Annotated in this window: 12 protein-coding genes, 1 tRNA gene and 1 pseudogene; 3 read left to right on the forward strand and 11 right to left on the reverse strand. The window is 64.5% G+C overall.

Going from position 1 to position 13,705, the window contains the following annotated elements; all coding sequences use genetic code 11:
• Positions 1–24 precede the first annotated feature (24 nt).
• The 7 genes from M9H71_RS05135 to M9H71_RS05165 all read right to left on the reverse strand — a co-directional run bounded on the left by M9H71_RS05135 (position 25) and on the right by M9H71_RS05165 (position 6,363).
• Positions 25–1,182, reverse strand: coding sequence for an AAA family ATPase (locus tag M9H71_RS05135; RefSeq protein WP_455404007.1), 1,158 nt, complete (start codon positions 1,180–1,182; stop codon positions 25–27).
• Between the two features lie 555 nt (positions 1,183–1,737).
• A complete protein-coding gene (locus M9H71_RS05140; protein ID WP_455404008.1) occupies positions 1,738–2,205 on the reverse strand; it encodes an arsenate-mycothiol transferase ArsC in 468 nt (155 codons plus the stop codon).
• Between the two features lie 58 nt (positions 2,206–2,263).
• Entirely contained in the window at positions 2,264–2,755 is a 492-nt protein-coding gene (locus M9H71_RS05145) for a UPF0262 family protein (RefSeq protein ID WP_110786444.1), read from the reverse strand.
• The gene (gene hisD, locus M9H71_RS05150; RefSeq protein WP_455404009.1) at positions 2,752–4,047 is read right to left on the reverse strand and encodes a histidinol dehydrogenase; all 1,296 of its coding nucleotides are present in this window, start codon (positions 4,045–4,047) and stop codon (positions 2,752–2,754) included. Before hisD ends, M9H71_RS05145 begins: the two co-directional genes overlap by 4 nt.
• 122 nt (positions 4,048–4,169) lie before the next feature.
• Positions 4,170–4,619, reverse strand: coding sequence for a DUF2948 family protein (locus M9H71_RS05155; RefSeq protein WP_455404010.1), 450 nt, complete (start codon positions 4,617–4,619; stop codon positions 4,170–4,172).
• A 19-nt stretch (positions 4,620–4,638) separates the two neighbouring features.
• Positions 4,639–5,928 carry a UDP-N-acetylglucosamine 1-carboxyvinyltransferase gene (gene murA, locus M9H71_RS05160; RefSeq protein ID WP_455404011.1) on the reverse strand — a complete coding sequence of 430 codons (1,290 nt, stop codon included), beginning with the start codon at positions 5,926–5,928 and terminating at the stop codon, positions 4,639–4,641.
• Positions 5,929–6,075: 147 nt separating this feature from the next.
• Positions 6,076–6,363: a DUF3551 domain-containing protein gene (locus M9H71_RS05165; protein WP_415219129.1), complete on the reverse strand. Its 288-nt coding sequence runs from the start codon at positions 6,361–6,363 to the stop codon at positions 6,076–6,078.
• A 241-nt stretch (positions 6,364–6,604) separates the two neighbouring features.
• Between M9H71_RS05165 and M9H71_RS05170 the strand changes: the two genes are divergently transcribed.
• Positions 6,605–6,916: a hypothetical protein gene (locus tag M9H71_RS05170; RefSeq protein ID WP_455404012.1), complete on the forward strand. Its 312-nt coding sequence runs from the start codon at positions 6,605–6,607 to the stop codon at positions 6,914–6,916.
• Between the two features lie 62 nt (positions 6,917–6,978).
• Here the strand turns inward: M9H71_RS05170 and M9H71_RS05175 are convergent.
• Positions 6,979–8,622: pseudogene (locus M9H71_RS05175) on the reverse strand (FAD-dependent oxidoreductase).
• Positions 8,623–8,707: 85 nt separating this feature from the next.
• Positions 8,708–8,914, reverse strand: coding sequence for a hypothetical protein (locus tag M9H71_RS05180; RefSeq protein WP_455404013.1), 207 nt, complete (start codon positions 8,912–8,914; stop codon positions 8,708–8,710).
• A 73-nt stretch (positions 8,915–8,987) separates the two neighbouring features.
• Here M9H71_RS05180 and M9H71_RS05185 point away from each other — a divergent pair, with 73 nt between their 5' ends.
• Together M9H71_RS05185 and M9H71_RS05190 are read left to right on the forward strand one after the other, a co-directional pair.
• Positions 8,988–9,452 carry a nuclear transport factor 2 family protein gene (locus M9H71_RS05185; RefSeq protein WP_455404014.1) on the forward strand — a complete coding sequence of 155 codons (465 nt, stop codon included), beginning with the start codon at positions 8,988–8,990 and terminating at the stop codon, positions 9,450–9,452.
• A gap of 162 nt (positions 9,453–9,614) precedes the next feature.
• A tRNA-Thr gene (locus M9H71_RS05190) sits at positions 9,615–9,689 on the forward strand.
• A gap of 141 nt (positions 9,690–9,830) precedes the next feature.
• Here the strand turns inward: M9H71_RS05190 and M9H71_RS05195 are convergent.
• A complete protein-coding gene (locus M9H71_RS05195) occupies positions 9,831–11,804 on the reverse strand; it encodes a hypothetical protein (RefSeq protein ID WP_455404015.1) in 1,974 nt (657 codons plus the stop codon).
• The gene (locus tag M9H71_RS05200; RefSeq protein ID WP_455404016.1) at positions 11,804–13,450 is read right to left on the reverse strand and encodes a VPA1262 family N-terminal domain-containing protein; all 1,647 of its coding nucleotides are present in this window, start codon (positions 13,448–13,450) and stop codon (positions 11,804–11,806) included. Before M9H71_RS05200 ends, M9H71_RS05195 begins: the two co-directional genes overlap by 1 nt.
• Positions 13,451–13,705 lie beyond the last annotated feature (255 nt).

A 13,705-nucleotide genomic window follows, 5' to 3' on the forward strand; every position in this document is an offset into this window, starting at 1 on the left:
GGCGCCCGGCACAGAGCAGGACACTCAACGCGCCGGCCAGTTCCAGGACGGCTGCTCGCTGTCGCGGACCAGTGTCTCGCTCAGCTCCTTCTCGAGCACGATCTCGCGGCTGTCGGCCTGCCGGCGCAGCGCCGACACCAATCCGTCGGCGTGCGAAACCACGACGATCTGCGAGCGCGTCGCGGCGGCCGCGATCAGCCGGGCGAGTGGCGCCAGCAGATCCGGATGCAGGCTGGCCTCGGGCTCGTTGAGGATCATCAATTCCGGCGGCCGCGGCGACAGCAGCGCGGCGACCAGCAGCAGATAGCGCAGCGTGCCGTCCGACAATTCCGCGGTCTTCAGCGGACGCAGCAGGCCGTGCTGCTGCATCGCCAGTTCGAAATAACCGTCGGCCTCAGCCACCTCCAGGCGCGCACGCGGAAACGCATCATCGATCGTGGCCGCGAGTGCCTCGCGGTCGCCGATCTCCAGGATGGTCTGGATCGCCGCCGCCAGATCGGCGCCGTCGCCGCCGAGCACCGGCGTGTGCGTGCCGATCTGCGGCCGCCGCGCCGGGGCGTCGCGATCGGTGCGGAGCTGATCGTAAAATCGCCAGTCCCGCATCCGGTCGCGCAGCAGCAACAGTTCGAGCGCGTCGCGCGGATCGGCGCCATGGGTCATCATGCTGTCGGAGGCGCTGAGAGACCGATACACCTCGCGCCACTGCCCGCCGTCGTCGCGCACCCGCACCAGCGGACCGCGCCGTTCGGCAAACGCATTGGCGCGGCCGAGCAATTCGCCGGTCCACACGCTCTCGACCTTGATCTCCGGGTCGCGTCCGAACAGCGAGGTCGCATCCGGCAGCGGCAGCCCGAGATCGATCGCGTAGCCGTAATCAGGCCCGGCGAAACCGAGCTTGAGCGCGACGCGATTGCTGCGCGTCGTGCCCTGCACCGGCTGCACACCGCGCTTCATCGCGCGTGACAGCGTCTCCGGCCCCGCCCACAGCGTCGACTGCAACCCGCCCTCGCCAGCGAGCGACTGAATCACCCGCCCCTGCGCGATCTCGGCCAGCAGCCGCAACGCGCGATACAGGCTCGACTTGCCGGCGCCGTTGGCACCGGTGACGACATTCAGCGGCCCGAGCGACAGCCGCACATCGCGCAATGATCGGTAGCCCGAAACAGCAAGTCGCGTGATCATTGCGATTCTCGCGGTGTCCTAACGCTTGATGGATAGCAGATGCGGAGCGAACGGCCAAAGTATGGAGCCGCGGCCTGCGAAGTGGGGGCTCCTCTCTTGCATGCTCACGTCCGCTCCCACGGGACGTCATTCCGGGGCGCTCGCGCAGCGAGCAAACCCGGAATCTCGATGTTAAGGGGGCGCGCTCCACAAGCTCGGGATTCCGGGCTCGCGCCTAGCGGTGCGCCCCGGAATGACGTTCCGTGGGAAGGCGTGCAAGGCAAGTCACGTTTTTCCGAAACAGATTACCAGCTCTCAACTACTCGTTCCCGCCGCCGTGACGACCGAAGCGTCATCGCATGCGATGGATGCACATGACCGGGGTGACTGAGCCCACGCCATCGGCAGCGAGCTCCCTCGCCCCGCCGTTGCGGGGAGAGGATTGGGGTGAGGGGCAGACGCGGGTACTGCGTCTCGACCTTGCTGACACGCCCCCTCACCCGGATCATCGCTGCGCGACGATCCGACCTCTCCCCGCGCGCGGGGAGAGGTTGCGCTGCGCCTGGCAACTATCGACTACTCGTTCCCGCCGCCATGCCTACCGAAGCGTTTGCGGATGCGGTGCATCAGGGAGTCGGCGACTTCGCGGTAGGCGTCGAGCTTCTGCTCGCGGTTGCCTTCGGCGCCGGTGGGGTCGAAGGTCGGCCAGTATTCGACGTCGATCGCGTGGGTGCGGGTGAGCTCCAGCGCCTTGTGGTGCGCCTCCGGCGACAGCGTGACGATCAGGTCGAAGTTCAGCCCTTCGTAATCGTCGAGCTCTTCGAACGTCGTCGGCTTGTGCTTGGAGATGTCGAGGCCGCGCTCGGCCATCGCCGCCACTGCGAACGGATCGAGCTCCTGGGTCTTCACTCCGGCAGAGCGGACGTACATCGTGCGCGGCGCGATCTGCTTGAGCAGAGCTTCCGCCATCGGCGAGCGAACGCTGTTCATACCGCAGGCGAACAGCACGGCGTGCGGCAGGCCGGTGCGCGACGGCGCAATCATCGCCGCCCACCGCCGCCGCTCGGCCCACGCCAGGTTGCCCCGCGCGCGCCGCGCATCGTCAGCCCTTCCAGTGCAGCACGGAGATCAGCGTGAACAGCCGCCGCGCGGTGTCGAAATCGATCCGCACCTTGCCGGCGAGCCGCTCCTGCAGCGTGCGCGAGCCTTCGTCGTGGATACCCCGGCGCCCCATGTCGATCGCCTCGATCTTGTCGGGCGTGGCGGTGCGGATCGCCTGATAGTAGCTGTCGCAGATCATGAAGTAGTCCTTCACGATGCGGCGGAACGGCGTCAGCGACAACAGATGCGTGATCACCGGCGAGCCGTCCTCGCGGCGGATGTCGAACATCAGCCGGTTGCCGGTGATGCCGATATGCAGCGTGAACGGCCCCTCGCCCGCGCCCTCGGGGGCGAACAGGTTCTTCTCGACCAGATCGTAGATCGCGATGGCGCGCTCGTGTTCGATGTCCGGTCCCGAGCGCCCGATCGACTCCTCGTCGAGCGTCACCGCGACGATGCGATTGTTGGAATCGTCTGGTTCCGGGTTGCTCATCGCTGATTCAGACGCAGTCCCACCGATCGCGCATGCGCGTCCAAGCCTTCTGCCTTGCCGAGCGCCATCGCGGCCGGCCCGAGCGCGGCGAGCTGCTCGGGGCCGCATTTTAGGATCGAGGTCCGCTTCATGAAGTCGAGCACGCCGAGGCCGGACGAGAACCGTGCCGACCGCGCGGTCGGCAAGACGTGGTTGGAGCCACCGACATAGTCGCCGATCGCTTCCGGCGTGTGGCCGCCGAGGAAAATCGCACCGGCATTGCGGATTTCGGCGGCGAACGCCTCCGGATCGGCGGTCATGATCTCGAGATGTTCGGCCGCGATCGCGTTGGCGAGCGGCACCGCCTCCTCCAGCTTCGCCACCTTGATGATGGCGCCGAACTCGTCCCACGAGGCGCGCGCGATCTTGACCCGCGGCAGCGTGGTGAGCTGCGCCGCCACCGCGCGCTCGACGTCGGCGGCAAGCACGGCGCTATCGGTAATCAGAATCGATTGCGCATTGGCGTCGTGCTCGGCCTGGGCCAGAAGATCGGCGGCGATCCAATCCGGATTGGCAGTCCTGTCGGCGACGACCACGACTTCCGACGGACCGGCGATCATGTCGATGCCGACGCGGCCGAACACCAGGCGTTTGGCGGCGGCGACGTAGGCGTTGCCGGGGCCGACGATCTTGGCGACCGGCGCAATCGTCGCGGTACCATAGGCCAGCGCCGCCACCGCCTGGGCACCGCCGATGCGGTAGATCTCGGTGGCGCCGGCGAGCTGCGCCGCCGCCAGCACCAGCGGATTGAGCGTGCCGCCGGGCGACGGCACCACCATCACCACGCGCTCGACACCGGCGACCTTGGCCGGAATGGCGTTCATCAGCACCGACGACGGGTAGGCCGCGGTGCCGCCGGGCACGTACAGGCCGACGGCTTCGATCGGGCTCCAGCGCCAGCCCAGCTCGACGCCGAGCGGATCGGTGAAGCGATCGTCCTTCGGCAATTGCCGGCGATGGAAGAACTCGATGCGGTCGCGCGCCAGCTTCAGCGCGTCGATGGTCTCGGAATCGCACGCCTTGACCGCAGCCTCGACTTCGGCCTCGCCGATCCGCATCCCGGCGGCATCCAGCGTCAGGCGGTCGAATTTCTCGGTGGCTTCGAGCAGCGCAGCGTCACCGCGGCGCGCGACGTCGTCGACGATGGCACGGGTGGCGGCCTCGATATCCGCCGCGACCTCCCGCTTCATCGCCAGGAAGGCTTTGAACTTGGAAGCGAAATCGGGAGCGGTGTTATCGAGACGAATGGGCATATCGATTTGATCCGGCAGGCGGCTGCGGCGGGACGGTCTCTGCTCAATGGCGCGGCGCCTTACCGCCGTCAACCCTCATAACCCGCGCGGTTCGGACGGCCAGCGCGGCGCCCGCCGCAGGTTCAGCCGAGCCCGCCGAGATCGTCCGGCGGCGCACCGGCTTCGCCGATCGGGTCGGGGCCGAGATCGGTCAGCGCGCATTCCAGACATTCGACGTCGAGGCGCAGCATGCCGCCACGGGAGAACATCAGCACCACGCTGCCGCCGGGCGGCTCCGGCGCGGCATAGAACTCGAGGCCGATCAATTCGAGCGCCTCGTCCTTGGCGGTCATGTCGATCGCGCGCGACTTGCAGGCGAGCACCCGATCGAACCGCAGCGCCGCGATCAATCGGCCCGGCACCGGCTCGCCCGACAGCGTCTGCTCCCAATCCAGCCGGTGCAGACCGATCACCAGGCGCTTCTCGGCCTGGCGCCAGACGATGTCGCCGATCCCGACGCGAGCGTCCTGGACGTGCGCCGAGATCACCGAAAGATCGTCGGCATCGAAGGCAAGCAGCTTGAGATCACCCACGGCCGGTCCCTTCGCGGCATCAGCCGCTGATGCGCTCGATGTTGGCGCCGCAGGCCGACAGCTTCTCCTCGAGCCGCTCGAAGCCGCGGTCGAGATGATAGATGCGGTTGACCATGGTCTCGCCTTCGGCCGCGAGCGCGGCGATCACCAGCGACACCGAGGCGCGCAGGTCGGTCGCCATCACCGGCGCGCCGCGCAGCTTGGACACGCCGTCGATGGTCGCGGTCTCGCCGTCGAGCGAGATCTTGGCGCCGAACCGCGCCAGCTCCTGGACGTGCATGAAACGGTTTTCGAAGATCGTCTCGGTGATGTGCGAGGCGCCCTTGGCGCGGGTCATCAGCGCCATCAACTGCGCCTGCAGATCGGTGGGGAAACCCGGGAACGGCGCAGTGGTCACGGTGACCGGGCTGATGCCGGCGCCGTTGCGCGCGACCTTGATACCGTCGTTGTTGACCGTGATGGTCGCACCGGCCTCGGTCAGCACGTCGAGCGCCGCCTGCAGCAGCTCGGGACGAGCGCCGGAGAGCTGGACCTCGCCGCCGGCCATCGCCACCGCCATCGCATAGGTGCCGGTCTCGATCCGGTCCGGCAGCACGGTGTGGCGGGCGCCGTGCAGCCTGGCGACGCCCTCGATGGTGATACGCGGCGTACCGGCGCCGCTGATCTTGGCCCCCATCTTCACCAGACAATCGGCGACATCGACGATCTCCGGCTCGCAGGCCGCGTTGTCGATGATGGTGGTGCCCTTGGCGAGCGTCGCCGCCATCAGCGCGACGTGCGTGCCGCTGACGGTGACCTTGGGGAATGCGATCGTCGCCCCCTTCAGCCCGCCGGGCGCCTTGGCGATCACATAGCCGCCGTCGATCGAGATCTCGGCGCCGAGCTTTTCCAGCGCCATGATGAGCAGATCGACCGGACGGGTGCCGATCGCGCAGCCGCCCGGCAGCGACACCGTGGCCTCGTGCATCCGGGCGATCAGCGGCGCGATCACCCAAAAGCTGGCGCGCATCTTCGACACCAGGTCATACGGCGCGGTGGTGTCGACGATGGTCTTGGCGGAGATGTGCAGGGTCTGGCCCTGATATTCGTGGTCGCCCGGCCGCTTGCCGGCGGACATGATGTCGACGCCGTGGTTGCCGAGAATCCGCTGCAGCAGCGCGACGTCGGCGAGCCGCGGCACGTTGTCGAGGATCAGGGTTTCGTCGGTGAGCAGCGCCGCGATCATCAGGGGCAGCGCCGCGTTCTTGGCCCCCGAAATCGGGATCGTGCCCCGCAGCTCGTTGCCGCCGATAATCCTGATGCGATCCATGCCGATTCCCGCTGATTTGCCGTGGAATTATACGGCAGGAGCGCCGTCCATGGCAAAAGCGTGGAATTTGAGGCGATTTCAAGGGCTACGGCGGCAACGCGGGCGGCTGCAGGCGGCGTGACCGCCGCCCACGATCACGACTTTAGGCTACCAACCCTGACCGTAGGTGCGATAGTCGCGATGCCGCGGCTCGCGAAACGCCGCGCGCGGATTGACGATGCAGTCGGCCTGCCGGCCCGAGGCCGCGACACGGCACTGCCGGTACGACGCATAGCTGCAATCGCCCGGGTAGCCGTAGCCCGGCGAGGTCAGGCAATAAGAAGAGACCCGCGCCTCGGCCGACCCGGCTGCGAGCAGCCCGGCCGCAGCCACTGCCGACGCGAGCGCCATCGCGGCGATCCGCGGCGTCGCGAAGCTGTTCAACATCGATCGCATTGCTAGTTCCTCCTTGATCCGTTGCGACAACCCGCCGTCCGGTTGGTCGTTCCGCTCGCGCACATGGTTCGTAGTGCCACGGGACTCATGCAGCGCTGGGGACCGAACGACACCGATCACGATTTGCTACCGGAGCTCAGCGGAAGTTATCGGCCTGCGGCGCGCCATTCCGGAACGGGCATCGCAGACGTCCGTTGGGGCAGCATCGGTGCGATCGCACCATTCACCCGATGGAGAATCCATGACATCCCGAGTAACCCGACTGACCGGACTTGCCACCGCCGCGCTGCTGGCCACCACGATGGCGGCCGCCGCGCAAAGCCAGACCGATTCCCACGGCAACGCGATGGGCTCCAAGAAAGTCGGCAACGGCGCGCCGCACACGGGCACGATGGCCCCCGGCAACAAGATGGCGCCCGGCACCACCACCGGCATGGGCGGCAAGCGCATGAACAGCCCCACCCATCCGGCGCCGTCCGCAAACCAGGGTGAAGTCGGAACGGGCGGCAGCGCCAACCCCACCGGTGCGCCGAGCGGCAGCGTCGGCCGCTGAGGAACGACCGATTGGACGACGAGAGCCCTGGCTTCGGCCGGGGCTCTTTTTTGCGCAGAGCTTCAGCCGGCCAGATAGCTGTGCAGCGCGGCCACCACCTGGGCGCCCTCGCCGATCGCGCCGCCGACCCGCTTGACCGAGCCGGAGCGGACATCGCCGACCGCGAACACGCCCGGCACCGAGGTTTGCAGCGCCTGCGCCGGGCGCAAGGCTTCATCGGCCGACGGCGCGCCGGTGACGACGAAGCCGGCGCGATCCAGCGTGACCCCGCAGCCGTCGAGCCAGCCGGTAGCCGGATCGGCGCCGACGAACAGAAACAGATTGCCGACCGTCATGATCCGGTCGTCGCCGGACAGCCGGCTACGTAGCGTCACCTGCTGCAGACCGGCGTCGGGTGAACCATCCAGCGCGGCGATCTCGGTGTTGAACACCAGTTCGATGTTCGGCGTCGATTCGATCCGCTCGATCAGATAGCGCGACATGCTGGCGGCGAGCCCGCCGCCGCGCACGACCATGTGCACCCGCGCCGCATGCCCCGACAGGAACACCGCGGCCTGCCCGGCCGAATTGCCGCCGCCGACCAGGATCACCTCCTGCTCCTTGCACAACCGCGCTTCGATCGGGGAGGCCCAATAATACACGCCGCGGCCCTCGAACTCGGCGAGCCGGTCGATCTGCGGCCGGCGATAGCGCGCGCCGCTGGCAACCACGACGGCGCGCGCACGTAGCTCGCCGCCATCGTCGAGCGTCAGCTTGAACGGACCGTCGTCGCAGCCGCAGGCCAGCGCCTTCACTTCGGTCGGGATCAGGATGTCGGCGCCGAACTTCTGCGCCTGATTGTAGGCGCGCGCGGTCAGCGCCATGCCGGAGATGCCGGTCGGAGAGCCGAGATAGTTCTCGATGCGGGCGCTGGCCCCGGCCTGGCCGCCGAACGCGCGCTGATCGCACACCGCCACCGTCAGCCCTTCGGACGCGGCATAGACGGCCGTCGCCAGCCCTGCGGGGCCGGAGCCGACGATCGCGACGTCGTAGAGCTTGGAACGATCGATGTGGCCGTTCATCCGCATCGCCCGCGCCAGTTCCCGCTCGCTCGGGTTGCGCAGCACGGTGCCGTCCGGCGTCACCACCAGCGGCAGCTCGCGCGGGGCCGGCGAATAGCGCGCCACCAACTCGGCGGCGTCGTGATCGGTCGCCGGATCGAGCAGATGGTGCGGCCAGCCGTTGCGGGTGAGAAAGCCCATCAGCCGCACCGCATCGGAGGCGACCGCCGAGCCGATCAGCACAGGGCCGCCGGTGCCGCCCTGGATCAGATTGACCCGGCGCAGGATCAGCGCCCGCATGATCCGCTCGCCGAGATCAGCCTCCGCGACCAAGAGGGCGCGGAGCCGGTCCGGCGGAATCAGCAGGCATTAGACCGGGCCCTCGGCAACACCATCGACCATCGCGACACGGCCGGACAATTGGCCGATCTCGGCCAGGAACTGGCCGGGCCCCTGCTCGGCCACCGGGGCGATGTGGCCGAGCCCATCGCGCTGGCTGATCGCCACCAGACCGGACAACACCACGAACATCCCGGGCCCCGGCTGGCCGGTTTCGAACAGCCGGGCGCCATCGGCATAGCGCCGGAGCTCGCCGAACCGGCGGATGCGGTCGATTTCGGCCGGTGTCAGCTCGGGGAAGGTCTGGTCGTGGCGGGGATCCCCCAGCCCGACCGGGGCATCGCCCGGCCGATCGTCTGCAGCGCCTCTGTCAGCCACGATCCACCGCCTCTCGTTGGGACACCGTCCAGCGTCACTCGTCGTTGCCCGGTCGCGACGCCGGCGACTGATCCCCGGAACGATCCGCCGCGCCTTGCGCTTGTTCCTGGGGCCCGCCCGCATCGGGTGCGGCACGTCCCCGGGACTGCGCCTTTCGGCGCTTCAGATTGGCGCGCAGCGCTTCGGCCAGCCGTTGATCTCGGCGGGAACGGGGTGGCGGCGGATTATCGATCTCGGCCATGTGAATTCCGCTGAACTCTTGATGTCCTCGTCCGACATAATGGTTTCGGCATGGCACCGCGAGTGACAGATCAATGACCCATATTGCTTCGGCATTGGCTCCGGGACCCCAGCGGACGCTGGCCGTCTGGCACGAGGTGTTCGTCGGCAAGAACCAGGACCGGATGCGCGAGCTGCTCGCCGGCGATGTCGTGCTGTACTCCCCGGTGGTGCAATCGCCGATCCACGGGGCACCAGGCACGCTGCTGGTTCTCACCACCGTGGCCGACGTCTTCCGCCGGTTCCAATATCGCCGCACCTATGTCGGCAGCCGGCTCGACGTCGCGCTGGAATTCAGCGCCGTGATCGACGGCTGGGAGCTGAAGGGCGTCGACCTGATGCGCTTCAACGACCACGGCGAGATCGTCGAATTCGAGGTGCTGGTCCGCCCGCTCCGCGCACTTTCGGCGCTGGGCGAGGAGATCGGCCGCCGAATCGGCCCGCGCCTGATGCAGATCAAGCGGACCGGCGCCTTCGTGTCCCGACCGAAGGAGATTTGAGAGCGCCCAGGACCATTGGTCACCGCGCGCTGCGACCCGTTCGCGCGTTTCGCCGGTTTTTCCCGCCCTTCCGGCGCGATGCGCTTGCGCCGGCGGATGCCCTGTGGCAAGGAACGGCCGCGCCGCGCGGGAGCCCACTGGCCGATTCCCCGCCCGGTCGATGCTGCCGTAGCTCAGTGGTAGAGCACTCCCTTGGTAAGGGAGAGGTCGACAGTTCAATCCTGTCCGGCAGCACCAGCGATCTTTCGAGAAATCAGCTACTTGGGCGCGTCGCTCAGCTTGCTCCTCGACGGCCAATAGGTTCGAATCGACAGAACAAAGCACGATGATGCGGCCAAAGCGCGCAAATCTGCGCTGAACTCGACCCCTATGTTCGCCTTATCCTTGGGACGGGCTGGACCTGATCTGCTCAGGGGATCCGTCATGGAAAGGGAGAGACGGATTAGGCTGAGCGAACGACTGGACCTGCTCAAGCAAATATCTCGGTAGACGGCCCCGGCTAATGCCGAGCTCCTCTAGCTTTAGGTACCGCCGGGCGAGAACTGATGAATCGGTCCCCCATCGTGCAACGGCCAGCTCTATCGACCGAAGATCTATTCCAGAACTCTGAAGTGCGAACACGATTTCAAAGAGCACTCGATTTGCGCGAGCGTACGGCCGTACGACTTCCGACAGGATGTCTAATCGGCGACCGAGGTCGCCCTCGGGCAAGATTTTGCATGTCGATCGGCTGTGCCGTCGAAGTGCCGCTGGCCAGAACTCAGACCGGGTACATTGAAAATCCGTCTGGATAGCAGACTCTAAAATGGATCGAAGCGAAGACCAGAGCATGAGTTTAGTGTCGCCACTGGCAAGTTCCAACGCGCAGATACCACAGAGCACCAAGAATTCCGCAACGTTGTTGCCCGAGTCGGCAATGTCTGTTCGCCAAGCACGCTCTCGGATCGGTCGAAGCTCATCCCACAGCTCTCGAATAAATCGCCCCGGCTCCGCTGCGCCCAATACGTGTAGGGCGGCAATCCGCCCAATGACAGAATCTGACCGCTGAATGGCGCTGATGGCTCCAGCGTAGGGTGGCGCCACTCTTCTCAGGAGCTCCTTTACCAGGGCTTCTGACGCATGATCTCCATCTTCGCGAAATTCTGCCGCTGCAACCGCAAGAACGGCCGCCATGCGGTCAACTCGCCATAAATCATCAATCCCGAAAATCCAGGAGACCGCATCTTCACGCGGTTCGAGCTTGATGGAAAGGCTGCTGATCAGCATCATCAGCGGATCGAGGAACCAACCCGTCGCTTGGTTCCGGTCGAGGCGCCAAAGGCCTCTGTGGTCGCCTTCGAAGATGAGGCGCTCAAGCCAGAGCCAGCCAGCAGCAACGCAATCGGGTCGCTCGAACACGGCGTTCATTATTGCGTCCACGAACGACTGAAGATGCGCTAGTGCCGGCTCCAGTTCTGCTTTATCTGGTTCAGCCACTGGTTGGGCTGTATCGTGGCCGTTCCAGGCTCGACGCCGGCACTCGGCTCCGGCCGCCCGAAGAAGTGCTAAGAGAACCATACCCTCGGGCCGGAAACCTCCAGATTCATCAAACGCGATAGGTGCGAGCCGGATCAGATTTGGAAGATCGTCATTGGGCTTCTCACGAATGCACTGCTCGACGAACACCGGGTGCGGCAACCGGCCCAGCTGAGCAAGAAACTGCGCAGGTTCAACCCTCCGGGCAAAGTGAAAAAGAAAACTCTGTTCAAACAGCACATGGCAATTGAGTCGGGTTTCCCAAGCCTCGCTGGCATTCGGCTTTTTTTGGTATTCATCAGCGCCTGCGCGGGCGCTATCGGCGTAAGCCTTTAGTGCACTCCGGCCTGGATCGTTTCGGATGTTCTCGACCAGATTTTTTAGTTCATTCCAAAAGCCACTCTGAGCAGCTACATTCAAACGTAGGCAATTGGTAACTTCCAATTCAAAGGTATCCCACGCCCCAAAACTCTCTAATCCCGAAAGATAAGTCGAGCCGCGCTCGCCTGCGGCCAAACTGCTCAGAAAGCGCTCGGCGGCCGCAACACCGACCAAGCGGGCAATAAGCCAACGCCCCTTCGGAATGGCACCTTCCTTCCGGTTTAGCAGGCCCAATGCTTCTGCCACTTGCGGAAGGTCTCTGTGTTCGAACTCTTTCACTAGAGCCAAAGTAGCAGGATGACGCGCGATATTATCGGCACTGGATTTGTCTAGCGCGTCGATCTTGACCAACCAGTCAGCCACGAGTTTGCAAAGCTCGCCTGCATCGGCGCGACTTTCGAGAACTTGCGAAGCGCTGGCGAGTCCGGCCGCTTTCACCTCGGCCCACTCGGCCATTAGGGTGCTCCTTCTTGCGTCGGGAGCATATCGACCAGCAATTCCGATCGGAGCCAGACCCGCGCTACCATAACGCGTAATTCAATAGGGTTTGGCAGTCGAGTGATGAGCCCAAGTCGCTCGCCTATTTCATTGAAGCTTGGGCCACAATGCCAGACCTCATCGTCGACGACCAGAAGACGATCATGTATCGCTGGCTGATCTTGACCGGGCATGACACGGACAATCGGAGTACGCACTCCCATCTGCTTTTCGAGGTACTTCAAATCGCGCGCAAATTGAAATCCTTGTTGGATCTGAAATCCTAGAACGTTGCCGGTCAGCATCTTGAGTGACGGGAGACCTGTAAGGATGCGTGGGACAACTTCTTGATGAGAGTTCCTCAAGGCGAAAAGCCGCATCTCTCGAGGCCCAAAATATGGATCGACGAATATCAGCCGCCGACGCGCCCGGCTAATAAGACTCACGACATATTCTTGAGCTTCCTTCCTTTTTTTGTCTACTGTGGCCTGGGACGGCTGCGTGGCCGCGGAACAGAGCCCAAAGACGTATTGCGGTGCTGAGACAATACGTTCTCGTGCATGACGTCGCCTAGCTAGTCGCAGCAGGCGTGCATGTCCCCGATCGTCAACGGGGTCACCGATCGTCGATATCTGAGAAGAGCTATATTGTGGCACCTTGTAAGATTGAAATGGCTTGCGTCGACCACCGGGTGGGACATGGACCTCAACAATGGCGCCGCTAAGTGCCATATCGATTTTGGTCTGGTTGAGCCACGGGGCAGGCTCCGAAGTTCTCAGCAAACCGCGATCTCGACAAACCAAAGCCCAACCAATCTCAGCGGTGGGTTGCGGCATCTCAAGTGCGGCAAATCCATCTTGAGTAACGGCGACAGCTCGGAAATCCGTCCAGGCTTGTGAACGTCTTTCGGCAACGTAGACAGTTAGTGTCTTAAGGTCTGCCGTATGTTGAGCAGTTCGCCTCGGAGTTAAATGGATCGCAAGTGTCTCAGAACCGGCCACAGTTCTTGCGCAAGGAAATAATTCGAATGATGCGCAGATGGGGTCCGGCGCGAGTAGTGCTGCGGCACATAACCATTCATTATACTGAAACAAATCAAAGCCGAGATTGTCTCGTAACCAGTTTCTCGCGGGCTCGATAGCGCTGAGTTCGTGGATTGCTCGGCGTGGCCGTCGCATAGGTACGAGTCGATGAACTCTAGGGCCGTCGTGCCAACAGAACGCAAACGGTGCCTCCACTGAGGTTGCGAAACGACCCCATGCCGGCTCCGGAGCCAAATTCGGTGACATTGCCCAAACAGGTGTAGGATTTTCGGGGGCGATATTCACTTTGCCCGCAGCGACTTGAGCGTACCAGTTCAGCGCCCGCTCTGTGGGCACCCGAGATGCCGAAAACCCGCATGACCAGCCGGAGCGACCTGGGACGGACCACGGCTGTTTTCCGGCCGTCCAGCTTCCAGGGGCCTTCATATCAAAAGGGTAGAGTTCGACCAGGCCGAATAGAAAATATTGCACCTGGTCTACCCGCAATGAAGCAATTCTGACGACCGCCTCCGGGTAATCAATCACAAGACCCTTCAATTTATCGTCGAACATTCCGGAACTGGATGGCTCCTGATTTGCCATCTGGTCACCTAATCAGAGATAGAGGGGGGAAGAATTTTAGCCTTGTTGGCTACTGGTGGTGTTCAAAGTTCTCCGAGCATCCTTGCGACCGCTATGGGAGCGTAATGCCTTGCTCGTCCGCTGACCAACCCAGGGAAAGGTCGCCGGTTCGATCCTGTCCGGCAGCACCAGCGTATCTTTCCGCAAGACTGCCCGAAAACGCAAGCGGTTGCGCACGAGTTCAACTCGTTGGCCTCGAGTGCTGTCGCGGTCCAT

The organism is Rhodopseudomonas parapalustris (assembly GCF_053772255.1).

What these genes read in the sequence shown, in the direction of transcription:
- M9H71_RS05135 (WP_455404007.1), bottom strand. Translation starts at nt 1,182, where the DNA reads ATGATCACGCGACTTGCTGTTTCGGGCTACCGATCATTGCGCGATGTG.
- M9H71_RS05140 (WP_455404008.1), bottom strand. Translation starts at nt 2,205, where the DNA reads ATGATTGCGCCGTCGCGCACCGGCCTGCCGCACGCCGTGCTGTTCGCC.
- M9H71_RS05145 (WP_110786444.1), bottom strand. Translation starts at nt 2,755, where the DNA reads ATGAGCAACCCGGAACCAGACGATTCCAACAATCGCATCGTCGCGGTG.
- hisD (WP_455404009.1), bottom strand. Translation starts at nt 4,047, where the DNA reads ATGCCCATTCGTCTCGATAACACCGCTCCCGATTTCGCTTCCAAGTTC.
- murA (WP_455404011.1), bottom strand. Translation starts at nt 5,928, where the DNA reads ATGGATCGCATCAGGATTATCGGCGGCAACGAGCTGCGGGGCACGATC.
- M9H71_RS05165 (WP_415219129.1), bottom strand. Translation starts at nt 6,363, where the DNA reads ATGCGATCGATGTTGAACAGCTTCGCGACGCCGCGGATCGCCGCGATG.
- M9H71_RS05170 (WP_455404012.1), top strand. Translation starts at nt 6,605, where the DNA reads ATGACATCCCGAGTAACCCGACTGACCGGACTTGCCACCGCCGCGCTG.
- M9H71_RS05180 (WP_455404013.1), bottom strand. Translation starts at nt 8,914, where the DNA reads ATGGCCGAGATCGATAATCCGCCGCCACCCCGTTCCCGCCGAGATCAA.
- M9H71_RS05185 (WP_455404014.1), top strand. Translation starts at nt 8,988, where the DNA reads ATGACCCATATTGCTTCGGCATTGGCTCCGGGACCCCAGCGGACGCTG.
- M9H71_RS05195 (WP_455404015.1), bottom strand. Translation starts at nt 11,804, where the DNA reads ATGGCCGAGTGGGCCGAGGTGAAAGCGGCCGGACTCGCCAGCGCTTCG.
- M9H71_RS05200 (WP_455404016.1), bottom strand. Translation starts at nt 13,450, where the DNA reads ATGGCAAATCAGGAGCCATCCAGTTCCGGAATGTTCGACGATAAATTG.